The sequence below is a fragment of the Parasedimentitalea nitratireducens genome (genome assembly GCF_057444295.1).
In genome coordinates, this window is sequence record NZ_JBYAXC010000010.1 from 1 (window position 1) to 23,105 (window position 23,105).

The window sequence follows — 23,105 nt, forward strand, 5'->3', positions numbered from 1 at the left end:
TGGAAAAGCCCGGTCACTTTCGAACGGAAAGTGGCCTGAACGAGCACTTGGGGCGGCACACAATCGCGACAGGTCCATACTCGAGGAAACTGGGCGTTGCGGTCGCGCAACACAGGAACACGGGTGTTAGGGAATGAACAGCCCAAAGCCGACCATGCTGCATTTTTCGTCAATGACCTCTCTCTGCCTTAAGCTGACAAGGCCTATCGAAACCACCGGTGGAAACCGGACATTTGCTGCCACAACCAGTAAAGTCTGCTCTTCGATCATTCGAATTGCAACACAGATCGAAGACTGAACCTGTACCACGACTTGAAAATATGACCATGGTGAAGGCGCTCTAAAAGTTGCAACAATTGAGCGCTTGGTGCGCTCACAAAATGATGGCAGTCTTATCACCGGCAGACAATTGCATGGTATGTTGTTAATGACTGAAGAAGGCCGATGGATGAAGAGATACTTGCAGGTAATTTGGCTGAGATCTGGCCAGTGGGCCGGGTTGCCAATGCAACTCAAAAGCAATGACCTGAATTCCCTTAATCAGCCGAGAATGGATGAACACAGGAAGCGCTACCTAACAATACAACACTCTACCAAATTTGGTGCGTTGATGCTCGCTGTTTTGTGGGGACTCTCCCCGGTCTCTGGTATGGCAAACGAAAGCCGTGCATCTATTCTGGGCCAATGTGACACGCTTGCCGCCAACCCACTTAACCCAGATAACCCGGCTGGAGTTTCAGGTGTCAAGTTTTCGGAGATTAATGCAAGCCAAGCCATCCCTGCATGCAAGAGAGCCTCTCTGAAATACCCGAACGAACCTCGGATGTACTTCCAGTTGGGCCGCGCATTGGATGCCGTTGGGCAAAAGCAAATGGCGCTGCGAGAGTATTTCAAGGCAGCGAACATGGGCTATCGCGCTGCCTTGTTCAATCTTGGCACCATCTACCGCGATAGAAAGAACTCTCCTGACCGGAGTAAGGACGCCGCCAGCCTGTTCCGGGCTGCTGCTATCCAAGGGTATGCACCTGCGCAGTTCAATTTGGGCCTAATGTATGAAAAAGGACGAGGGGTGCCACAAAGCGATACCGAGGCCGTGTATTGGTATCAGCTCTCGGCTGATCAGGAGTATCGGAACGGCGAGTACAACCTCGGTTGGATGTACGAAAAAGGCCGGGGTGTTCCGCAAAACTATCAGCGGGCGGCCGAAATGTATTCAAACGCCACTCACAGAGGTCATGCCTCGGCGATGTATCGATTAGGGACCTTGTACGAAGGTGGGCTAGGGGTCTCTCAGGACAGCAACGAAGCCCTGGCTCTGTATTTCCGAGCTTCAGGTAAGGGGGAAGTTAGGGCATTGACAGCAGCTGGTCGCATTTACCGCGATGGTCGTGGTGTCAGCAGGAATGTCATGGAGGCGGCAATCCTGTTTCGTACAGCCGCCGCGCAGGGGGATAGGCAGGCCAGGGACCTTATGGGGAAACTATTCGCGAACAAGGATATCGCTAGAGATCTGCAACGGCAGCTGAAAAGTCGAGGGTACTACAACGGACCAATTGATGGAGCTTTTGGCCGGGGAAGTCAGGCTGCATTGGGAGCATTTTGCCAATGTGGTTGAGACGTCTGTCACAATACACTTTTGCTTCCTCTGTCTTGATGCGCGCCAAGCAATTTGGGCAAGCCACTTGTCTGTCTCTTGCAATGTTGAGTGTGGCCAACGGTAGTGCTGCGCAACAGGATCCTGGCTGGCGGAACTATGTTCACGAGTTAGGCTGGCAAATCGAATATCCCGCAGGTTTGATGTCGGCTGTTTCTGGGCCAAGCGGACTTGGTAAGACCTATGTCAGTCGAAACCAAGCCGCCAAACTGGTTATTTTCAGCGCAGTCAGATCGGCGGCTGACTACCAGGCTTTCCAGCAAGACCTGTTGCGTGATGTGCAGTTTCGCGGTGCCATGCACACCCAGGGCGACGGTTGGTTTGCCTTGGCTGGCCAGCGCAATTCAACCAGATATTTTGCAAAATACGTTTTTGACAAGAAACGCCACTTCGCCCGCGCTTTTCTATTGGAATATGATCAGAACCAAAGCGCGACCTATGAACCAATCGCCGAACAGATGGCCGCCAATTTTACCTATGTAGGATCCAATTGGGAATCTGAGGAGGACCGCAGAAATCGGGCGATTTCTGCGGCGCAAAAGATTATTGACCGTGTAACAGGACCGCAGGAGACGGACTGGCGTCAGTATCAGAATACGGCAGCAGGTTGGACGGTCAGCTATCCGGCGAATGTATTGTATGCGACCACAGAGACCAACAGCTCTTCGGTACGGATTTTTCGAAGCACTGACGCAAGATCTGTTCTGGCAATTACCGGCGGCCTAACCCTCATTCGTAACGTTCAGGACTATAAATCACAGCTTTTAAGCCACGGCCGCCACGAGCAGTTGAAGCGCAGCCAAGTGGGGGCAGACTGGTTCCTTCTGAGCGGCCAGCGTGGTGCCAATACGTTTTTTGAGAAATATCTGTTCTCGCCCGACATGTCCCAAGTGCAGTCCATCGCCTTAGAGTTTCCAACAGCTCAGGCCAATACCTTCCTGAACATTGTCAAACGATTGGATGCTGAATTCTCGACCTACCGCGTTTCCACCCGGCCAACCTCTGGTGACAAATTTAGATCATCGACCGACCGGATAAATGGTGTGACCGTGGATGGTAGGGATTGGCAGGTCGACAACGGCAAGGGTGTCCTGACCCTGACGCTCACTAACAACACAGATGGGGTGTTGAACTCGCTGCAGGTTGACCCATTCCGATCCGGCATATGGAAAACCATTAAGCCTGAACCACCGATTTACCCGGGCGAAAGCGCCAAAGTGGAGATGGAGATCGTTCTTGCCCCTGACGGTGAACCGGCTGAGACGTCACATCGGCCTGAAAATCGTCTGCAATGGTGGGGCAACAATCATCAAAACGTCATACTGTCGGTCTTCAACCGGGAAGAAGAGTTTAAAGAGGAGTTCGGCACATGGCTGTTCGAAAACTGATCGCAGCCGCATTTGCCTTGGCTTGTCCGCTGACTGCTGCGGCTTTTGAAGGTGAGCAAAGGGACTTGAAACTGATTGCTGAAAGCATCCACGGTGCATCAATTGCGGTTGATTATGATGTGAAGTGGAAGCTCAGCTCTTTGATGGGCGAGCCGACTCGAAACCTGAAAATTCGCTGGCGACTGCCAAGATTTGCCGCGATACGTCTGCCCAATGACCCCGCGTATGAGGGGGCGCCGGCGAATTTTTTGGTCAAGAACCTGCCACCGGACATTCAGGACAACATCCGACTGTATGATGTGAAAATTCCGATGGGGTTTCGGGGGAGGCCAGCCGGATATGATTGCTCGTCTCTCTATGCGGTCTCTGTGGTGGCCGAAGGTTATGTAACGTTTGATGCAGGCGCCCCGGCCAAGCCGGGCGACAAATGGAGTTACAACGTCACCGGATCACCCAACTGGGCTGAGTTCATGACCGATTTCCAAGGTGTGCCACTGTCCAAGGATACCGCCAAGTCAGTAATGACCACACCGAACCTGTGTGGGGATGTTGACGACCTGAAAGTCACAGGGAAAATTGCCCTGGGCGAAGCCTTGCGGTGGATTCATAAGAGTTTTGACAAGAGATCCGTTACAGAAATGATCACTGGATCACAACGTCAGCTAGCAGTTCTGAGCGAGACGTTGGGGTTGCCTGTTGATGATGCAATATCCGAATTCGATCGCCTGACCTCGATGCTATACGCCGCCAGATCAGCTGCTGAGATTGCTGAAATTCGGCAACAGGTAGAGGCTGCGGCCCAGAAGCTCAGGGATGGGATACCAGCCCGATATGTGCCAGCGGACAAGGTACAAGATTACCAGGCAGAGCGCGATGATATTTCCACCCAAACCGAACAGATTTTGGTCGAACTGATCCCGGACGAAAGTGCCTATGACGCCGAGGCTACCGCCTATCAGCAATGGGTCGACGAGAGACCTACTGAAACCCTGTATAGATCTGAAAGAATTTCTGACGACATTAAACGGATTGCCACTTGGGATGGAGAACACGTTCGGGAGGTTGACTATTGGGAACATGATTTGCTGGCGGGGCGCTATTTGCATGCCGAGATTTCTTGCGAAGACGAAAGGGTCGATTTGTTGGACCCAACGTCACTGGAGATCGCAAAAACACTTAGGTTTGATTGCCCTGACAGGGGAGAAACTCGGGTTGTTCTGTGGCCGCGCTTTCCCGAGGGGCTCGAACGTCCAGAGCCGGTAACCTCTGATTATCTTGAAACACTTGAAGGCTACAAACTCACAGTCGCGAATTCAAATCGGGTTTTTTATGACGACGATGATCGATGTAACGGTTATCGCGACCGGTATGAAGACACCACGGTCACAACCACATTTGGTACCGATTTCGAACAAATATCCTCACATACAAATGTCGAGCAGAGCGTCAAACGTGGAAGTACTCTTTGTCTGTCAAGCTATTGAACCTAAAATAGAAGGCTGCTTGGCATTCCTGCTCCATGTGGAGCCAAGGAACACGTGAATTGGCTAATTGTGGCCGCTCTAACGAGATTTGGTTACGTAGGATCTGATAACAAACGGACGCTGAAGCTGACAGAAGATTATGGCGGGTGGAACGTCTCGTTCCAGGCAGCTTTTTGAAAACTCGGTTCTGCAGTAAAAGCGGCTTTGTCTTTGTGGCGATCTCACGTCAGCCGATACTTTGTCGGCGCCGTTCTTTTGCAACGTAAAATAGCGAACATCTTAACAAGCTCGTGAAGTTAAACCCTATCTTCATTTCACTGTGTTCTATGTGCCGGCAACATTAGGAAAAGGACACTGCTGTGACTGAGAGTAAACTGCCCAAGAAACGGCGCTTATCACTCGCAAATCTCAAGACAAAACCGAAGGTTATATCGGTTGCGCTATTTCCATTGCTGTTGATGCTGGGGGTCGGCGTCTTCACGATGGTGAACTTGAATCACATGGAAAAAACCACGGCCTTGGTAGAACATACTCAGAATGTCCTGGGTGAATCGCGGGGGATCATTGCATCAGCCGTTGATATGGAAACTGGCCTCCGGGGCTATTTGCTGGCCGGTCAGGACGAGTATCTGAATCCCTATTTCGGTGGGCAGGAACGGGCCTATCAGGCCTTGGAAAGCCTGCGCGCAACGGTCAGTGACAATGCGCCTCAGGTGGCGCGTTTGCAGGAGGCCGAGCAAGCCCTGCGCGGTTGGCAGACTGATGTAGCCGAAGGCGCCATTCAGTTGCGTCGCGACATTGGCGAAGCCTTGACGATGAACGACATGGCGGAAGAAGTGAAAAGGGCCAAGGGCAGTGTTTATTTTGACAAGTTTCGTGTCGAAATTGCGGCCTTCATCGAGGCCGAGCAAGCGCTGCTGGGACAGCGTAAGGAAAAGCTCGCCACCATCATGAACAGCCCCTTTATCAACGCAGTCGCTATCGACGAAGGGATGAAACACGTCGAGCACACTTATCGGGTGATCAGCGTTGCCAAGGATATTCTTGCGGCCGCCGTTGATATGGAAACGGGCATGCGTGGGTTCTTGTTGGCGGGTGATCCAATTTTTCTGGTGCCCTTTGAGAATGGGGCCGTGCAGTTTGAAAAACTGATTGCAGAACTGACCAAAACAGTCAGCGAAAATCCATCCCAAGTCGAACGCTTGGACCGAGCCGCTGAGATCATTTCAGAATGGCAGGGCAAAGTTGTTGAACCGATTTTGGAGATGCGCCGCGTGATTGGCGATGCCGCAACCATGGATGACATGGCGGACTTGGTGAAAGAGGGTCGGGGTAAAACCTATTTCGATGGATTCCGGTCTGTCATGGCAGCTTTCGAGGCCGAAGAACAGGCTTTGATGGACGTGCGTCAGGCCGCGAATGAGCAAACCTCGGCCTCGACCAAAACCATGATTCCGGCTGCGATTGCTGTTGCCCTTATCCTGGGTGCTGCGCTGGCATTGTGGATTGGCACCAACCTCTCGAATGCCGTAAAACTCATTACCGTTGCGATGGGCAAACTGGCCGAAGGTGATAATTTGGTTCGCATCAAGGGGCAGCGCCGCGGCGATGAAGTGGGCGAAATGGCCCGCGCGCTTGAGGTGTTCCGAGATGAGCTGTCGAAGATGCAGGACGCCGAGAAGCAAAAAGCCGAAGGACGAGATGCCGAGCAAAACGCGGTTGTACAAAAATTGAGCAACCGTTTGGCGCAATTGTCCCAAGGGAAACTGACAGTCCAGATCAACGAGGTCTTCCCGGAAGACTACGAACAGCTTCGTCAGGACTTCAACACAACGGTGACGACACTGCATCAAATTGTGGGGCAGGTTGTCGACACCTCGAGCAGCATTCGCAATGGCGCCGATGAGATCAGCCAGGCCTCGGATGATCTGTCTCACCGAACCGAAAGCCAGGCCGCTACGCTGGAACAAACCGCTGCGGCACTGGATGAACTGACTGCATCGGTGAATTCTGCCGCTGACGGTGCGCGCAGTGTTGAGGGCACCATGAAGGAAGCCGGAGGCGAGGCTAAAGCCAGCGGAGAGGTTGTTCAAAGCGCAGTAACCGCCATGACTGAAATCGAACAGTCTTCAAACCAGATCTCACAAATCATCTCGGTGATTGACGATATCGCATTCCAGACCAACCTGTTGGCCTTGAATGCTGGGGTCGAAGCAGCCCGGGCGGGTGAAGCGGGCCGTGGATTTGCTGTTGTGGCAAGCGAAGTCCGGGCTTTGGCGCAACGGTCCTCGGACGCTGCGATGGAGATCAAGACGCTGATTGATGACAGCTCTAAGCAGGTTGAACGGGGTGTGGACCTTGTTGGTCGGGCGGGTGAAGCCCTGCAGGGCATTGTCGGCCAGGTTAGCCACATCACTGATCTTGTGTCAGGTATCGCCGAAGGGGCCAGCGAACAGTCAATCGGTCTGAACGAGATCAACACCGGTATGACCCAGTTGGATCAAGTGACGCAACAGAACGCGGCGATGGTTGAAGAGGCTACAGCAGCGGGGCACTTGCTCAAGACGGATGCTGCCAAGCTGTCCGAATTGATGAACCATTTCGAAATCGGCAATGGCAACGCTTCACACGCAACTGTGGCGCCTGCCGCCCCAGCAAGCATGCCAATGGATGCGCCAGAAGGCTGGGATGTCGAGGACGACGCGTGGCCCGAGGAAGCAGCAACTGGCACAGATCATCAGGTTGTCTGGAAAGACTTCTAAGTTTCGGGTGTGATCAAACATCGTAATCAAATTCAAGGGCAGACCGCTAAGGTCTGCCCTTTTTTGTTGGCCCGCCGGTGCTAGGCTGGATTGCGCAACATACGAGGTGTCTGGCCGAACTCTGCCTTAAGCGCACGGGTCATCGCGCTGGCATTGTCATAGCCACAGCGACTGGCAATTTCCGAAACAGGCTGATCTGTTTCACACACCAGCTTACGCGCTAGATTTAGCCTTAGCCGCCGGTACACGGCTTGTGGCGTTGCCTTGAGCTCCTGTTTCATCCGAATTTCCAACGACTTTTGGGTGCACCCTGCTTGCTGCGCAATACGACCAATAGCCCATGGGCTTTCCAGGTTCTCCTGCATGATCGCCAGCGCGCGATCTACCAGCTTGCTACTGGTGCTGGCTTGCGATCGGTGTGACCGAGCAGAATCGCGTGTCATGAACAGCTGCGCCACCTCCATTGCCAGCATTTGGCCATTACCCTCGCCGATCAGATGCATGATTAGATCAAACGCCGCCATGGCGCCCGAGCAGGTAATGCGGTCCCGGTCGATGACAAAGCGCTCGCGCAAGCTATCAACCAGCGGAAAGGCCTCGGCAAACCCGGCCAGCTCTTCCCAGTGAATGGTGGCGCGATACCCGTCCAGCAAGCCAGCGCTGGCCAGCAGCCAACTGCCGGTGTCCAGCCCAGCTAAGGTGTCATATCGCTTGGCCGCGCGCCTTAACCCTCTTATGGTGTCCCAGTTGTCCCACGCACGATAGCCATAGGACGGCATGACCATCAGCATCTCACCTGCGGCATCCATCAGCGCGTCATGTGGGGCGACCTGCATACCGCTTGAGCTTGATGCTGGATCACCCGTCATCGTCAGAAATCGCCAGTCATATAGCGGTTGCCGCGCCAGTGTATTGGCGGCACGCAGGGGTTCGATCGTATTGGCCAAACAATGGTTCGAGAATTGATCGAACAGTAGGATGTCAAAACTCTGCCTTCTAGATGTGTTTTTTGGGGAACTCTGCATGATCAAAGCCTAACTCTGCACGCCAGTCCAACGCAATGCGCGATCTAATTTCTGCAGTCACCGAGTTAAAGGAGCCTGCGCGATGCAGTTTGGCCTGTCCGAAGAACAAGAGATGATCGTCTCAACCGTTCGCAGTTTTGTTGAGAAAGAAATCTACCCGCACGAGGCCGAGGTCGAGCGTACCGGACAGGTGCCGCATGAACTGGGCGAGGCGATCAAGCAAAAGTGCATCGACCTAGGATTCTATGCCTGCAACTTCCCCGAGGAAGTTGGTGGTGCGGGCCTCAGCCATGTTGATTTTACGCTGGTTGAGCGCGAGCTTGGTCGCGGTTCCATGGCGCTGACCCATTTCTTTGGCCGCCCGCAGAATATCCTGATGGCCTGTAACGCGGAGCAGCGCGAACGCTATCTCCTTCCCGCAGTACGCGGTGAACGGATGGATGCCTTGGCGATGACCGAGCCAGACGCCGGGTCAGATGTGCGCGGCATGAAATGTCAGGCAGTACGTGAAGGTGGCGATTGGGTCATCAACGGCTCCAAACACTTTATCTCCGGCGCTGAACACGCTGACTTCTTTATCGTGTTCGTTGCAACCGGCGTAGATGAAACACCCAAAGGTCCGAAAAAACGGATCACCACGTTCCTGGTGGATCGCGGCACACCTGGTTTCGAGGTGCGCGATGGCTATAACTCGGTCAGCCACAAGGGTTACAAGAACTGCATCCTGACATTTGATGACTGCCGTCTGCCAGATGCGCAGGTGCTGGGCGAGGTCGACGGCGGTTTTGCCGTGATGAACGAATGGCTCTATGCCACCCGTATCACCGTTGCGGCCTCTTCCGTGGGTCGGGCACGTCGCTGTTTTGACTATGCCCTGAACTATGCCGCCGAGCGTAAGCAGTTCGGCCAGCCCATCGGCAAGTTTCAGGGCATTGGCTTTCAGATCGCGGATATGATCACTGAAATCGACGCTGCCGACTGGCTGACCCTTGCGGCAGCCTGGCGTCTGGATCAGGGGCTACCCTCCAACCGTGAAATTGCCTCTGCCAAGCTCTATGCATCCGAAGCACTTGCGCGGGTCACAGACACCACGCTACAGATCTTTGGTGGCATGGGGCTGATGGATGACTTCCCAATCGAACGTTTCTGGCGCGACGCCCGGGTCGAGCGGATCTGGGATGGCACCTCGGAAATCCAGCGTCACATTATCTCCCGCGATCTATTGCGCCCGCTTGGCGCGTAAGGTGCCAAGCCATGACCAAAACGCTTAGCCGCCTGTTCCAGCCCAAATCCATTGCCGTTATTGGTGGCGGGGCTTGGTGTGAACAGGTTCTCAAACAATCTCAGGCCATGGGCTTTTCCGGTGAAATCTGGCCGGTTCATCCCAAGGCCAAAGAGATCGCCGGGTGCCAGACTTACCCAGGTCTGGCAGATCTGCCCAGTGCGCCCGATGCAGTCTTCATCGGGGTCAATCGCCACACCACAATCGAACTTGTTGGCGAGTTGTCAAAAATGGGGGCAGGCGGCGCGGTCTGCTTTGCCTCAGGCTTCTCCGAGGCGGTGGCCGAGGATGCCACCGGAAATGATCTGCAAGCGCAGTTGGTCGCGGCGGCTGGTGACATGCCGATCCTGGGGCCCAACTGCTATGGCTTTGTCAACGCGCTGGACGGGGCCCTGCTCTGGCCGGATCAGCATGGCTGCCTACCGGTGGGCCGTGGCGTTGCGATCCTGACGCAAAGCTCGAACATTGCGATCAACCTGACCATGCAGCAGCGCGCCTTGCCGGTTGCCTATGTTGTGACCTGCGGAAACATGGCGCAAACATCGCAGGCGCAGATCGCCTCGGCGCTGTTGGATGACCCCAGGGTTTCCGCCGTGGGTCTGCATATCGAAGGCTTTGGCAAACTACGCGATTGGGAGGCTTTGGCTAAGAAAGCGCACGACAAGGGCGTACCGCTGGTCGCGCTCAAAGTCGGCGCATCCGAGCAAGCGCAGCAAGCCACCGTGTCACATACAGCATCATTGGCGGGCAGCGATGCAGGGGCGCAGGCGTTTCTGGATCGGCTTGGTATCCCTCGACTGCGGGCTTTGCCGGATCTATTGGAAACTCTAAAGCTGCTGCATTGTTATGGCCCATTGCCCAACGGCAACATCGCTTCGATCAGCTGTTCCGGCGGTGAGGCCAGCTTGATCGCGGATATGGCCGTTGGGACGGACCTGAACTTCCCGCCCCTGACCGACCGCCAGCAAACACAGCTGCGCGACGCGTTGGGCCCAATGGTGGCGCTGAACAACCCACTCGACTACCACACCTATATCTGGCGCGACGAACCCGCGATGGCACGGGCCTGGTCAGGCATGACCGGCGACGACATCGCCATGACTTTTTCCATAGTGGATTACCCGACCACGGATTCGACAGACTGGAGTTGCGCAACGCGGGCTGCACTTCAGGTGCGCGCAGAAACCCGGGCAAACTTCGCCGTCGTCGCCACTTTGCCAGAGTTGATGCCGCCAGATGTGGCAATTGAACTGATGGCCGGAGGCGTGGTGCCGTTTCTGGGGCTACGCGAAGCACTGGCCGCCACCGAAGCGGCTGCAAGCTTGCGTACCCCACAATCGGAACCGGTGTGCCTTCCGGGCAGGGCCTTGGCCATCATCACTCTGACCGAGGCTGCATCCAAACAGGTGTTCTCGGACCATGGCGTTGTCACTCCCCAGAACAGAACCGCACGCGGTGCGGATGATGTTGCCAGGGTTGTTGCAGAACTGCGTCCGCCTTTTGCCATCAAAGGCGTGGGATTGGCCCATAAATCTGAGCACGCTGCGGTGAGACTGGAAATCTCGCCCGACGATGCCCCTGCCGTTGCATCCGAAATCGGGACAGATGAGATCCTGATCGAAGAGATGGTCACGGGAACAGTGGTGGAACTGCTGGTTGGCGTCACCCGCGACCCGGCGCATGGCTTTGTACTAACTATCGGGGCAGGGGGCGTGCTGACCGAGGTTCTGCGCGATACGGTATCAATGCTGTTGCCGGTTCAGGCCGCTGATATCGAAGCCGCCCTAACCCGACTAAACTGTGCCCCTCTGTTGGTAGGCTATCGTGGCAAACCCGCCGCCAATTTGCATTCAATTGTTGAGGCGGTGTTGGGAGTACAATCCTACGTCCTTGCCAACGCTGACACGGTTAGCGAAGTTGAAATCAACCCCTTGCTCTGCACGCCTGACCGGGCCGTGGCAGTAGATGCTCTTATTCGAAAGGCCTAAGACATGTCTCCGATTAAAACCAAACGCGAAGGCGCCATTCTTGAGGTCATACTGGACCGTCCCAAGGCCAACGCCATCGACTTGAAAACCAGCAAGATTATGGGAGAGGTCTTTCGCGATTTCCGGGATGACCCGGACCTGCGGGTGGCCATCGTGACCGGCGGTGGGGACAAGTTCTTTTGCCCCGGGTGGGATCTCAAAGCCGCCGCCGATGGTGACGCTGTGGATGGCGATTACGGCGTTGGCGGCTTTGGTGGCCTGCAGGAAATGCGTGACATGAACAAACCGGTGATCGCCGCCGTGAACGGCATTTGTTGTGGCGGCGGGCTAGAGCTCGCGCTGTCGGCCGACATGATCTTGGCCGCCGATCATGCCTCTTTTGCGCTGCCGGAAATCCGGTCCGGCACCGTTGCCGATGCCGCCAGCATCAAGCTGCCCAAGCGCATCCCATATCACATCGCCATGGAGCTGCTGCTGACTGGGCGTTGGTTCGACGTGGACGAGGCGCACCGTTGGGGGCTGGTAAACGAGATCGTTGCCGCCGACCAACTGATGGATCGCTCCTGGGAGCTGGCGCGCCTGTTGGCAAGTGGCCCGCCGCTGGTTTACGCCGCAATCAAAGAGATCGTGCGCGATGCTGAGGATAGCAAGTTTCAGGATGCCATGAACCGCATCACCAAAAGCCAGTTGGCCTCGGTTGATATGCTTTATCGGTCCGACGATCAGCTGGAGGGAGCCCGTGCCTTTGCCGAAAAGCGTGACCCGGTCTGGAAGGGGAAATAGCCACTAAGCCCCTATTAGGGTCAAAAGTGGGAATGGCCTCGTTGATCGCGAGGCCATTTTGTTTGGCTATCGAGGAACCTGATTTTCAAATTTCCGGAATGCCAGTGCGATAACCCCGGCAATGGCCATATAGGCCAGTGCCAACAACAGCAGTGGTTCGTACACAATAAAGGTATCGGACCGCACGCGCGATGATACCGCGTAAATCTCGACCACGGTGATCGTTGCCACCAGTGGCGTTGCCTTCAACTGCAGGATGGTTTCACCGCCTAGGGTGGGCAACACGTTGCGGATTGCCTGTGGCAACCAGATCCGGCGGAACATGGTGAAACGCGGCATGCCAAAGCTTTTGGCGGCCTCAAGCTGCCCCTTGGCGACACTTGAAAATGCACCGCGCATAACCTCGCCCTCGTACCCAGCATATGACAGGGTCAGCGCCAGTACGGCATAGGGCCAGGCTTGGCGTAAGTAGGGCCACAGCTCACTGCTGCGGATCCACGGGAATTGCGGGAAAAGAGACCCTAAACCGTAGTAAAGAAGCCAAATCTGCAACAGCAGGGGCGTGCCGCGAATGATGGTGCAGAACCCGCGGGCCGGGGCGGCAAGGTACCAGGGCCCGATCGCCTGGGCGAGCCCCAGAGGCACGGCCAGCAGAAAACCCAAAACCGTGGTGACTACCAAGATCCAAATCGTGGCCCACAGACCTTCTAGCGCCAGTGGCGCGTATTTCGGGATCCAGTCCCAGCGCAGGAAAACAGCACACCACAGAACCAGTGCTGCAAACAGCACCATCATGACGATACGGTGCGGAACCATGAGGGATTTCAATGTTGTCATGATCGACCCTCCCGCAGTGATGGTTGACCTCGACGTGCCCATTTTTCAATCCAGGCAAACACAACCCCGGAACACAGCGTCACCATCAGGTAGAGCGCCCCGGCGGCAAGAAAGAAGGTGAAGTAGGCGCGGGTGCTGCTGGCGGCCTGGCGGGTTTCCAACGTCAGCTCGGAAAAGCCAACAATGGCCAGCAGGGCGGTGTCCTTGGTGGCGATTAGCCACAGGTTTGCCAGCCCCGGCGTGGCAAAGGCCATCATCGCCGGGATCGTTACCCGGCGCATGGTCATAAAGGCGGGCATGCCAAAGGCCCGCGCGGCTTCGATCTGGCCAGGTGGCACCGCCTGAATGGCTCCACGCAAGACTTCGGTAGAATAGGCGCCCTGCACAATACCAAGAACCCAGATGCCGGCCACCACACCGCTGATCTCAACCCGGCCATAGCCCATGGCGCTGGCAAGTTGGTTGATCAGGTCGGTGCCGACGTAATACAGGATCAGGATCAGAACCAGCTCGGGCACCGCCCTGATTACAGTGGTGTATATGGCCAACAGGTCGCGAAGGACCGGCCCGCCATAGAGTTTTCCATAGGCCCCGAAAAGCCCAATCAGCAATCCAAAGCCAAAGGCTCCGAACGCGATTTTCAAAGAGTTCGCCAGCCCACGCAGCAGGTTGGCACCCCAGCCAGGGGCCGAGAGCGACAAAAGCTGCGCGCTCTCGGCCAGACCAAGCGTTTCGAGGATCAATTCCAAAGCGAGACCTTATTCGCTGTAGATGCTGGCGTTGAAATAGCGCGCGGTGATTTTCTCGTGCGTGCCATCAGCCAGAATGGCCGCGATGCCAGCGTTTAACGCGGCCTGCAGAGCTTCATCCCCCTGACGGGTGCCAGCGCCAACGCCTTTGCCCAGAATAGAGACGTCATTGGCCACTGGGCCTTTGATTTCGCAGCAACCGCCAGCGTCTGAACCAACGAAATCTGCCATGGCAATGCTATCAGCCTGGGTGGCGTCAATACGGCCTGCGAACAGATCTTGATTGGCTTCATCCTGTGTCTGATACACGCGGATTTCGGAATCTTTAAAATACGCCTGCGCATAGGCCTGGTGGATGGTCGAGGCCTGAATGCCGATGATCTTACCAGCCAGAGATTCCGGTGTTGGCTCGATGTCCATGGACTTGTCAGCCACGATCACAGCCGGCGTGTTGTAATAGGGGTTCGAGAAGTCGATGGTTTTTGACCGCTCTTCGGTGATCGACATCGACGCCATGATCGCGTCGATCTGCTGGCCGGTCAACGACGGGATGATGCCATCCCAAGCTACTGGGGTGATCACGCAATCCAGCTCGGCAGCGGCGCACACCGCGTCGATGACTTCGATTTCCCAGCCAACCCACTTGCCCGAAGAATCAACCGACGCAAACGGAGGATAGGCTTCGGCAGCGATGCCGATCTTGACCTGTTCGGCGCTGGCCGCACCAGCAACAAGGGTGGCCGCAGCAACTGTGGCGGCAAGAATGGTCTTCAGTTTCATGACGTTTCTCCCTGAATTGTCATATTTAGAGTCTGTTTCCCGTTAGGCGACCGAGCTGAGGAACTGTTTCAGCCGGGCCGACTGAGGGTTGCCGAAGACCTCGGCAGGTGGTCCCTGCTCTTCAATGCGGCCTTCAAATAAATACACGACGTGGTTGGCGACCTCGCGTGCGAACTTCATTTCATGAGTGACCAGCAGCATGGTGCGTCCTTCGGCGGCAAGGTCGCGGATCACCGTCAAAACCTCGCCCACCAATTCCGGATCTAGCGCTGATGTCGGTTCATCAAACAGCATCACATTGGGATCAACGGCCAGCGCCCGCGCAATTGCAGCGCGTTGCTGTTGACCACCAGACAAGTAAGCTGGGAATGTATCAGCTTTTTCGCCCAGCCCCACCCGATCTAGCAGGACCTTGGCCTGTGCAATGGCCTCGGCACGGGGGACTTTCAACACATGGACCGGTACTTCGATCACGTTTTCCAGCAGGGTGCGGTGGGTCCACAGATTGAATTGCTGAAACACCATGGCCAGCCGGGTGCGAATGCGCTCGATCTGGCGTTTGTTGGCCGGGCTGCCATCGGCGTTCATCTCAACCTCTTCGCTATCAATGACGATACGCCCTGATGAAGGGGTTTCCAGAAAATTGATGCAGCGCAGCATCGTAGATTTGCCGGACCCGGACCCGCCAATGATGGCAACCACATCGCCTTTCCTGGCGCTCAGCGACACGCCTTTCAACACTTCCAGATTGCCAAAGGACTTGTGCAAATCCTCTACATGAATGGCCTCTTCCCGCGTGTCGGGCACAGGTGATGGGTCTGCAGATGCAGCTGTCGGCATTTCCGGCTTCCTCACATTTGTGCTTGTAGTAATGCGCAAGCTTCGTAATTATGCAAGTGTATAATTACTGACGTGCCGAGAGGAAGCCCTGTGAGCGAAGAGCGCCGCAAGTTCAAACGCGAGACTGCCGAGCAGCGAAAAGAGGCTCTAATACGGGCTACTTTGGCGCTGGTGGCCGAAAATGGCGTGCGCGGTGCCACGGTGCGTGGCATCGCACAGCGGGCCGACGTGACCCAGGGTTTGATCCGGCATTACTTCAGTTCCAAAGAGGACCTGATCATCGCAGCCTATGAACATCACATGACCACAATGACCGATCAGACTTTTGCCTTTGCAGCCGAGGTCGACACATCGGCGCGTGACAAGCTGGCCGCTTTGGTCCGCGCCTCGCTGGAACCACCGGTTGCAGATCCCCGTGCGGTTGCCCTGTGGGCCAGCTTCTTGAACAAGGTGCAGACCGACCCGCAGATGAAGGCGACACATGAGCGTACCTATGCCTATTTTCGCGACCAGCTGCGTGACCTGATCCGCGCCGCGCTCAACGAAGCCGGGCAAGAGGCGAGCCCCAAACGGCTGCACCATCTAGCAACCGCCTGTAACGGCGTGATCGATGGATTGTGGATGGAGGGCGGCGCATTGCCCGATGCATTTGAGTCGGGAGAGCTGCCAAGCATCGGATTGGAATCCGTCGGTGCCATCATTGGATTGAATTTGGAACAGAAGGCAAAACAGCCATGAAGACAACTGCGATCACCAAACGGGTGGCCGGCATGGGCGCGGCCAAGTGGGAGGTCCACCTGAAGGCCAAGGACATGATGGCAGCAGGGGCTGACATTGTGTTGATGACCATTGGTGAGCCGGATGTCCCAGCTCCCACTGCGCTGATGGATGTGGCCGATTCAGCCATGCGTGCTGGGCGCACAGCTTATTCAGACGGACGCGGTGAGTTGAACCTGCGCCAGGCCTTGGCCGAGCGCTATAGCCAAACCACTGGACGCGAGTTTACCCCCGACAACTTCCTTTGCTTTCCGGGCACTCAAACCTCCTTGTTCAATGTGATGATGGGCGTGGCCGAACAGGGTGACGAAGTGCTGGTGGGCGACCCGATGTATGCCACCTACGAAGGTGTGGTGCGGGCAACAGGTGCTGATCTGGTGACGGTCCCCCTGCGCCCCGAACATGGGTTTCGCATGCAGGCGGCAGATCTGGCCGAACGCATCACACCCCGCACCCGCGCCATCCTGCTGACCACGCCGCACAACCCCACCGGGGCTATTCTGACGGCCGAGGATATCGACGCCATCGGCAAGCTGGCCGTTGAAAACGACCTCTGGATCATCTCGGACGAGGTCTACGAGCAACTTGTGTTCGAAGGCTCCACTTTTGTCTCCCCTTTGGCAATTCCCGATATTGCCGACCGTGTGGTTGCAGTGTCCTCAATCTCCAAATCCCACGCAGCACCCGGCTTTCGCAGCGGCTGGTGCGTGGGCTCTACATCGTTCTGCGATGCCCTGTTGCCCCTGTCCGAGTCGATGCTGTTCGGCAACCAGCCTTTCATTGCCGACATGACCGAGGTTGCGGTGCGCGAAGGCTCCGAAGTGGCCCCAGGTATGTGCCAGCGCTTCGCCCGCCGTGCGGCGATCATCTGTGAACGCCTGACCTCCGAAACCGAGCTGACAGTTCATCAGCCCGAGGCCGGCATGTTCGCCATTGTCGATGTGTCGTCAACCGGGATGGACGGCGAAGCCTACGCATTGGATCTACTGGAAACCACTGGCGTCGCCGTAATGCCAGGGGCGTCCTTTGGCGACAGTTTGAAAAACTGGGTGCGGGTGGCACTTACTATTGACGATGATGCTTTTGAAACCGGGATCCAGCGGATCGTGGCTCATGCCAACGCATTAAAGCAGGCCGTCGCATGACCAGTGTGGGCGAGGCGCTGGTGGCGCAGCTGGCTGCGCGTGGTGTTGATACCGTGTTTGGCATTCCTGGCGTGCATACTGTCGAGCTGTACCGCGGCTTGGCAGCCTCGGGCATTCGTCATGTTACCCCACGTCACGAACAAGGTGCCGGGTTTATGGCCGACGGCTATGCGCGCGTGTCGCGCAAGCCTGGTGTGGCCTTTGTCATCACCGGGCCGGGGCTAACCAACACATTGACCCCAATGGCACAGGCGCGGGCCGATTCCGTACCCATGCTGGTGCTGTCTGGGGTCAACGCTCTGCCAACCTTAGGTAAGGGAATGGGCCATCTGCACGAACTGCCAAATCAGCAGGCTATGATGGCAACACTGGCATTGATGTCCGAACAGGTGAAGGCTCCAGAAGAGCTGGAGCAGGCTCTAAATAAAGCCTTTATGCCCTTTTCAAATGGACGCCCCGGACCCACGCATATTGAAATCCCATTGGATGTCGCCGGTATTCCGCAGGCTGAAACAGTCTCTGATCCCTCCGATGTGGCTCATCCCGCACCGCACCCTCAGGACTTGGCGCGCGCCGCCGAGATGCTGCAATCCGCACAACGTCCGGTGATTTTGGCCGGTGGTGGAGCCAAGCAGAGCGGCGAAGCTCTGCGTAAGCTCGCCGAGAAGCTGGACGCTCCGGTGGTGCAAACCGTAAATGCCCGCGGCGTGATGTTTGGCCATGATCTGTCTGTGCCTGCCAGCCCCAGCCTGCAGGCCGTGCGTAATCTGATCGAAGAGGCCGACGTGGTGCTCGCAATAGGCACCGAGTTAGGGCCAACCGACTATGACATGTATGCCACCGGTCACATGGCGCAGATGCAGAGCCTGATCCGGGTGGACGTTTGCGCCGAACAGTTGGGCCGTCACGAGGCCGAGCTGACACTGCAAGCCGACGCTGGCCAGGTGCTGTCAGCGCTATGCTCTGAAGTGGGAGCTAAGAACAGAAAAACCGGTGGTGGTGCGCTACGTGCCAATCAGGTACGATCTGCAGCCTGGCAGGAACTAGGCGAAGACTACCGCTCGCAAGTTCTGGTCCTTGATGCAATGCGGGACGCCTTGCCGAACTCCGTTATGGTTGGCGATTCAGCTCAGCCCATTTACGCGGGTAACTTGTACTACGACCATGATCGTGCAGGCGGCTGGTTCAACGCTGCTACCGGCTATGGTGCCCTTGGCTATGGCATTCCCGCAGCAATAGGCGCTTCCATTGCTGATCCCGATGCCCGTGTCATCTGCATTGTTGGCGATGGTGGCGCGCAGTTCAGCCTGCCCGAAGTAATGGCCGCAGTGGATGAAAACCTGCCGATCACCTTTGTGGTGTGGAACAACCACGGCTATCGCGAAATCGCCACCTCGATGGAGGCCGTGGATGTAACGGTTGTGGGTTGCGACCCAACCCCACCGGATTTCAAGGCAACGGCCAAATCCTTTGGCATCCCCTATTGGCGCTGCAGTACCACACCTCAGGACGTGGCCTTGGGGTTGGCTGATCTGGCCCGCGCTACAGGCCCCAGCATGATTGAAATCGAGGCACCGCAGTTTGTGCCAAACCAGGACAAGAGCAAATGACCAACCCAAGTTTTGAATTCACCCGCGCCATCACAAGGCGTCCGGCAGGCAGCATTGTTGACGGGCTACGGGCCGAAGACATCGGCACCCCGGATCTGGACAAGATGCTCGCCGCCCATGCGGACTATGTCGCAGCGCTGAAAAGCACCGGGGCCGAGGTGATCGAGCTGGACCCGCTGGAGGCCTACCCCGATGCGGTTTTTGTCGAGGATACAACTCTGTGCCTGCCACAGGGCGCAATCCTGATGCGCCCCGGTGCGCCGTCGCGCTTAGGTGAGGTTGCTGAAATGGCACCTGCAATCCGCGCCTGTTACGACGACGTGCGCGAGATCAAGGGACCGGGCCATATCGAAGGCGGCGATATTCTGGTGACGGCTAAGGAAATTCTGGTGGGTCGCTCTGATCGCACCGACGAGGCGGGCGTGGCCGAACTGGCCGAGATCACCGGCGAATGGGGGCACAGCCTGCGAGAGGTCTTTACTCCTCCGGGTGTGCTGCACTTCAAAACCGATTGCTCGCTGATGGATGGTGAAACCATCCTGTCCACCAAACGTCTTGATGCCTCGGGCTGTTTCGAAGGTTACCGCGTGCTGCATGTTGCCGAGGGCGAAGAAGCCGCCGCCAATGCGATCCGCTTTAACAACCTGGTGCTGATGGCGGCTGGCTTTCCACGCACCGCCGAAATGCTGGGCCGTGAAGGGTTTGACGTGGTTCAGATCAGCAACACCGAATGCGCCAAGCTTGATGGCGGCATGTCCTGCCTGTCCCTGCGGTTTTAAGGCGAGAACTCATCCAATTAGAACTAAGGGCAGTGCCCGTCCGAGGTGGGTGCAAAAGCACCCGCCGTGGGGGCGGGCGGGTGCTGCCCGGCGTGCCGCCGAACGAAACAGCGTTACGGCTGAACCTGATCCGGGTAGGCCGCGGCAAAGGCCGGGTGCTCGGCACAGGCAGCCTCAACCGCCAACAGGAGGGGCAGGTCAGAAATATCCACATCCCACCGCCGCGCATTATAGATCTGCGGCATCAGGCAAATGTCGGCCAACCCCGGCGTGTCACCCGTGCAATAGGGGCTCTGTTCAAAATCACCCAATAGCGTTTCAAAGGCCTGCAGACCGGGACGAATAAAGTGCTTCATCCAGTCCACGCGCGCCTCGGCTGGCGTGTCAGATTTAGAGGCCGCATAGGCCACCACCTGCAGGTTGCAAACAGGGTGAATATCCACAGCAATCGAATGCGCCAGCGCATGCACCCGCGCGCGCTGTGCGGGGTCACTGGGCAGTAGTCCCATCTCGCGGGTTGTGTCCAGATATTCCAAAATCGCCAGCGACTGCGTCATCCGCAGCCCGTCGATCTCCAGCACCGGCACCAACCCTTGCGGGTTGCGCTCCAGATGCTCTGGCGACTTCTGCTCGCCCTTAACCAGATCAATCGAAACCGCCTGGTACGCAATCCCCGCCAGGTTCAACGCAATACGCAGCCGGTAACTGGCGGACGAGCGCCAATAATCATACAGAACCGTTTCACTCATCCCTGTCCCCCTACAGCTCGGATGCTGTCTGTGTAGGGTGCGTGCTTGCACGCACCGCTGTCCAGTTTAAACGTTGCTCAGTTCTTTGGAATGCATCCATTCCGCATGTTTGGGCGCCTTTTTGGTCTTCGACCATTCTTCCAGCATCTCCCATTTCACCGCATCCAGCTTGGCCAACATGGCCTCTTCGGCCGGATCGGGGCAGGCCAGCTCAACTCGGTGGCCGTTGGGATCAAAGAAATAGATCGAGTGGAAGATCGAGTGATCGGTTACACCCAAAACCTCAACCCCATTGGCCTCAAGGTGATCCCTGAACTCCAATAGCACGTTGCGATCTTTGACCTTGAACGCGATGTGCTGCACCCAGATCGGCGTGTTGCGGTCTCGGTCCATGTCTGGCTTTGTTGGCAACTCAAAGAACGCCAGCACATTGCCGTTGCCTGCATCCATAAAGATATGCATGTAGGGGTCGGGCTCGTGCGTTGAAGGAACGTGGTCCTCGGCAATCGCCAGAACAAAGTCCATCTTCAGCATCTTGTTGTACCATTCCACGGTCTGCTTGGCATCCTTGCAGCGATAGGCCACGTGGTGGATTTGTTCGATTTTCATATGGTTAAACCTCCGGTTTCAGCGCGGCAGCAGCCAACGCCTGTGTCAGGATCGCGCGGTTTCCAATTTGGTTGGCCAGCACCAGAATCAGCCGTGCGTTCAACGCATCGCTGTCCGGCTTGCTCAGGCCCTCGTGGGAGGCGAGGAGTTCAGCATAGAAATCGTCGCCTCCATCAATGTTCGGGGTCAGTGTCAGTTGGTCGGTCATGATATCACTCCTGGCCTGTGACGCGGCGAATGGCAGCGCGGAACAGGTTTTCATCATAAGATGGGCGACGGGCCGCGACATGCTGATCCGGCCGGATCAGGTAAACGCCACTATCCAGATCGCCAAGGTAACGCTCTTTCAACGCCAAGGTCTTGTCGTCCTTGACCGACAGCGCCAACCGCTCAACCGTGATCCCGGCCTCCTCGATGATATCCGGGGCATCGGCGTCGATGGTTAGAAGAGTGAACCTGTCGGCCAGTTTTGGCAGCAGGAACTCATCTCCCAGCGGTGCGTCCGGGCAGGCCGAACCGGGGCGCGTTGCAGCAGGCCCTGCCAATGCATCGGCTGAATTCAGCGGCGATCCGTCATAGGTGCAGGGCACCGACAGGCGGCCAGAGTTCACCAAGGGTCGGGCAAACTCATACTGCTCGGCCAAATCCAGAACCGCATCACGGAACAGCCGTGATGTCTCAGATTTAGGGGTGATAAAGTCGGTCGACCGGCTGGAATTCAGGATATTTTCATCGGCACCAAAGATCCGCTCATCATCATAGCTGGCCAGCAGGCTTTCGGGGGCCTTGCCCTCGAGCACTAGCTTCAGCTTCCAGCACAGGTTGTCGGTATCCTGCAGGCCCGAGTTGGCCCCACGGGCACCAAAGGGTGAAACCTGATGCGCGGCGTCGCCAGCAAACAACACCCGACCATGGCGGAACTGCTCCATGCGACGGCACTGGAAGGTATAGATTGATACCCACTCCAGCTCAAACTCCACATCATCCCCCAGCATCGCCTTGAGGCGGGGGATCACGTTTTCAGGGCGTTTCTCACGCTCTTTGTCGATGTCCCAGCCCAGCTGCAAGTCGATGCGCCAAACGCCATCGGGTTGTTTGTGCAACAGCGCCGACTGGCCCTTGTTGAACGGCGGATCGAACCAGAACCAACGCTCGGTTGGGAAATCAGCCTCCATCACCACATCGGCAATCAGGAAGTTATCTTCGAACACCCGGCCGACAAAATCCAACCCCAGCATCGACCGCGTAGGTGATCCGGCGCCGTCACAGGCAATCAACCAGTCGGCCTCAAGGTTGTAGGACCCTTCAGGCGTATCGATTTCAATGGTTGCATGATCCGGATGTGTGCCAATCGCCGAGACCTTGTTGCGACCGCGAATTTCGATTGGCGCCCCCTGGGCCTGCAATTCGCGGACCCGGTGCACCATGTACTCTTCGAAATAATACTGTTGCAGGTTGATAAAGGCCGGGCGCTTGTGGCCTTCCTGATCCAGCAGGTTGAACTCATAGACCTCGCGGTCATCAAAGAACACCTTGCCGACATTCCACTGCACCCCTTTGTCGACCATAGGCTGGCCACATCCCAGCCGGTCGAGGATTTCTAGTGGGCGTTTCGCGAAACAGATGGCACGCGAGCCAAAACTGACCTTGTCGTTGTCATCCAGTACCACAACCTCGATGCCCTGCTGGGCAAGGTCAATCGCAGCGCCCAGCCCAATTGGGCCGGCTCCGATAACGATGACCTTGTGCCGCACAGGCGCAGGCGCATCCTGATCCGCATGGCGTTCATACGGGTACATGGGAACTTCAAAGATCTTGTTCATCTGGTCTCCTCCCAGGATGGGTGTGCCATGGGCACAGTTCG

Annotated in this window: 20 protein-coding genes; 11 read left to right on the forward strand and 9 right to left on the reverse strand. The window is 56.7% G+C overall.

Features of this window, described 5'->3' with window-relative positions:
• Positions 1-823: 823 nt before the first annotated feature.
• From AC2T28_RS20060 to AC2T28_RS20075, 4 genes are all read left to right on the forward strand, one after another.
• On the forward strand, positions 824-1,615 hold the full coding sequence (locus tag AC2T28_RS20060; protein WP_486750428.1) for a peptidoglycan-binding protein: 792 nt from the start codon (positions 824-826) through the stop codon (positions 1,613-1,615).
• 83 nt (positions 1,616-1,698) lie between these two features.
• Positions 1,699-3,042 carry a hypothetical protein gene (locus AC2T28_RS20065; protein WP_486750429.1) on the forward strand — a complete coding sequence of 448 codons (1,344 nt, stop codon included), beginning with the start codon at positions 1,699-1,701 and terminating at the stop codon, positions 3,040-3,042.
• A complete protein-coding gene (locus tag AC2T28_RS20070; protein WP_486750430.1) occupies positions 3,024-4,526 on the forward strand; it encodes a hypothetical protein in 1,503 nt (500 codons plus the stop codon). Before AC2T28_RS20065 ends, AC2T28_RS20070 begins: the two co-directional genes overlap by 19 nt.
• Positions 4,527-5,026: 500 nt before the next feature.
• Entirely contained in the window at positions 5,027-7,288 is a 2,262-nt protein-coding gene (locus tag AC2T28_RS20075; RefSeq protein WP_486750431.1) for a CHASE3 domain-containing protein, read from the forward strand.
• An 80-nt stretch (positions 7,289-7,368) separates the two neighbouring features.
• On the opposite strand, the gene AC2T28_RS20080 is transcribed toward AC2T28_RS20075, so the two are convergent.
• The gene (locus tag AC2T28_RS20080) at positions 7,369-8,235 is read right to left on the reverse strand and encodes a GlxA family transcriptional regulator (protein WP_486750432.1); all 867 of its coding nucleotides are present in this window, start codon (positions 8,233-8,235) and stop codon (positions 7,369-7,371) included.
• A gap of 160 nt (positions 8,236-8,395) precedes the next feature.
• On the opposite strand from AC2T28_RS20080, the gene AC2T28_RS20085 reads away from it, so the two are divergent.
• Genes AC2T28_RS20085 through AC2T28_RS20095 form a run of 3 tightly spaced genes read left to right on the forward strand, consistent with a single transcriptional unit; the run spans position 8,396 to position 12,366 of the window.
• The gene (locus tag AC2T28_RS20085) at positions 8,396-9,556 is read left to right on the forward strand and encodes an acyl-CoA dehydrogenase family protein (RefSeq protein ID WP_486750433.1); all 1,161 of its coding nucleotides are present in this window, start codon (positions 8,396-8,398) and stop codon (positions 9,554-9,556) included.
• An 11-nt stretch (positions 9,557-9,567) separates the two neighbouring features.
• A complete protein-coding gene (locus AC2T28_RS20090; protein ID WP_486750434.1) occupies positions 9,568-11,583 on the forward strand; it encodes an acetate--CoA ligase family protein in 2,016 nt (671 codons plus the stop codon).
• A gap of 3 nt (positions 11,584-11,586) precedes the next feature.
• A complete protein-coding gene (locus tag AC2T28_RS20095; protein WP_486750435.1) occupies positions 11,587-12,366 on the forward strand; it encodes a carnitinyl-CoA dehydratase in 780 nt (259 codons plus the stop codon).
• Between the two features lie 66 nt (positions 12,367-12,432).
• Here the strand turns inward: AC2T28_RS20095 and AC2T28_RS20100 are convergent, their stop codons facing one another.
• The 4 genes from AC2T28_RS20100 to AC2T28_RS20115 are packed head-to-tail and all read right to left on the reverse strand — an operon-like array spanning position 12,433 to position 15,572.
• On the reverse strand, positions 12,433-13,203 hold the full coding sequence (locus AC2T28_RS20100) for an ABC transporter permease (protein WP_486750436.1): 771 nt from the start codon (positions 13,201-13,203) through the stop codon (positions 12,433-12,435).
• Positions 13,200-13,952, reverse strand: a complete 753-nt coding sequence (locus AC2T28_RS20105) for an ABC transporter permease (RefSeq protein ID WP_486750437.1) — start codon at positions 13,950-13,952, stop codon at positions 13,200-13,202. Before AC2T28_RS20105 ends, AC2T28_RS20100 begins: the two co-directional genes overlap by 4 nt.
• Before the next feature lie 9 nt (positions 13,953-13,961).
• A complete protein-coding gene (locus AC2T28_RS20110) occupies positions 13,962-14,732 on the reverse strand; it encodes a transporter substrate-binding domain-containing protein (protein ID WP_486750438.1) in 771 nt (256 codons plus the stop codon).
• A 42-nt stretch (positions 14,733-14,774) separates the two neighbouring features.
• On the reverse strand, positions 14,775-15,572 hold the full coding sequence (locus tag AC2T28_RS20115; protein ID WP_486750439.1) for an ABC transporter ATP-binding protein: 798 nt from the start codon (positions 15,570-15,572) through the stop codon (positions 14,775-14,777).
• 90 nt (positions 15,573-15,662) lie between these two features.
• Here AC2T28_RS20115 and AC2T28_RS20120 point away from each other — a divergent pair, with 90 nt between their 5' ends.
• From AC2T28_RS20120 to AC2T28_RS20135, 4 genes are read left to right on the forward strand one after another with little or no spacing between them, the layout of a single operon-like run.
• Positions 15,663-16,310 carry a TetR/AcrR family transcriptional regulator gene (locus tag AC2T28_RS20120; protein ID WP_486750440.1) on the forward strand — a complete coding sequence of 216 codons (648 nt, stop codon included), beginning with the start codon at positions 15,663-15,665 and terminating at the stop codon, positions 16,308-16,310.
• Complete coding sequence (locus tag AC2T28_RS20125; protein ID WP_486750441.1) at positions 16,307-17,494, forward strand: pyridoxal phosphate-dependent aminotransferase; 1,188 nt, start codon at positions 16,307-16,309, stop codon at positions 17,492-17,494. Before AC2T28_RS20120 ends, AC2T28_RS20125 begins: the two co-directional genes overlap by 4 nt.
• Positions 17,491-19,104 carry a 5-guanidino-2-oxopentanoate decarboxylase gene (locus AC2T28_RS20130; protein WP_486750442.1) on the forward strand — a complete coding sequence of 538 codons (1,614 nt, stop codon included), beginning with the start codon at positions 17,491-17,493 and terminating at the stop codon, positions 19,102-19,104. Before AC2T28_RS20125 ends, AC2T28_RS20130 begins: the two co-directional genes overlap by 4 nt.
• Positions 19,101-19,883 carry an arginine deiminase family protein gene (locus tag AC2T28_RS20135; RefSeq protein WP_486750443.1) on the forward strand — a complete coding sequence of 261 codons (783 nt, stop codon included), beginning with the start codon at positions 19,101-19,103 and terminating at the stop codon, positions 19,881-19,883. The genes AC2T28_RS20130 and AC2T28_RS20135 overlap by 4 nt, the downstream gene beginning before the upstream one ends.
• 113 nt (positions 19,884-19,996) lie before the next feature.
• Here the strand turns inward: AC2T28_RS20135 and maiA are convergent, their stop codons facing one another.
• The 4 genes from maiA to AC2T28_RS20155 all read right to left on the reverse strand — a co-directional run bounded on the left by maiA (position 19,997) and on the right by AC2T28_RS20155 (position 23,064).
• Positions 19,997-20,632: a maleylacetoacetate isomerase gene (maiA, locus tag AC2T28_RS20140; protein ID WP_486750444.1), complete on the reverse strand. Its 636-nt coding sequence runs from the start codon at positions 20,630-20,632 to the stop codon at positions 19,997-19,999.
• 66 nt (positions 20,633-20,698) lie between these two features.
• Entirely contained in the window at positions 20,699-21,241 is a 543-nt protein-coding gene (locus AC2T28_RS20145; protein WP_486750445.1) for a VOC family protein, read from the reverse strand.
• Between the two features lie 4 nt (positions 21,242-21,245).
• The gene (locus AC2T28_RS20150) at positions 21,246-21,449 is read right to left on the reverse strand and encodes a DUF2783 domain-containing protein (protein WP_486750446.1); all 204 of its coding nucleotides are present in this window, start codon (positions 21,447-21,449) and stop codon (positions 21,246-21,248) included.
• A 4-nt stretch (positions 21,450-21,453) separates the two neighbouring features.
• Positions 21,454-23,064 carry an FAD-dependent oxidoreductase gene (locus AC2T28_RS20155; protein WP_486750447.1) on the reverse strand — a complete coding sequence of 537 codons (1,611 nt, stop codon included), beginning with the start codon at positions 23,062-23,064 and terminating at the stop codon, positions 21,454-21,456.
• Positions 23,065-23,105: the final 41 nt, after the last annotated feature.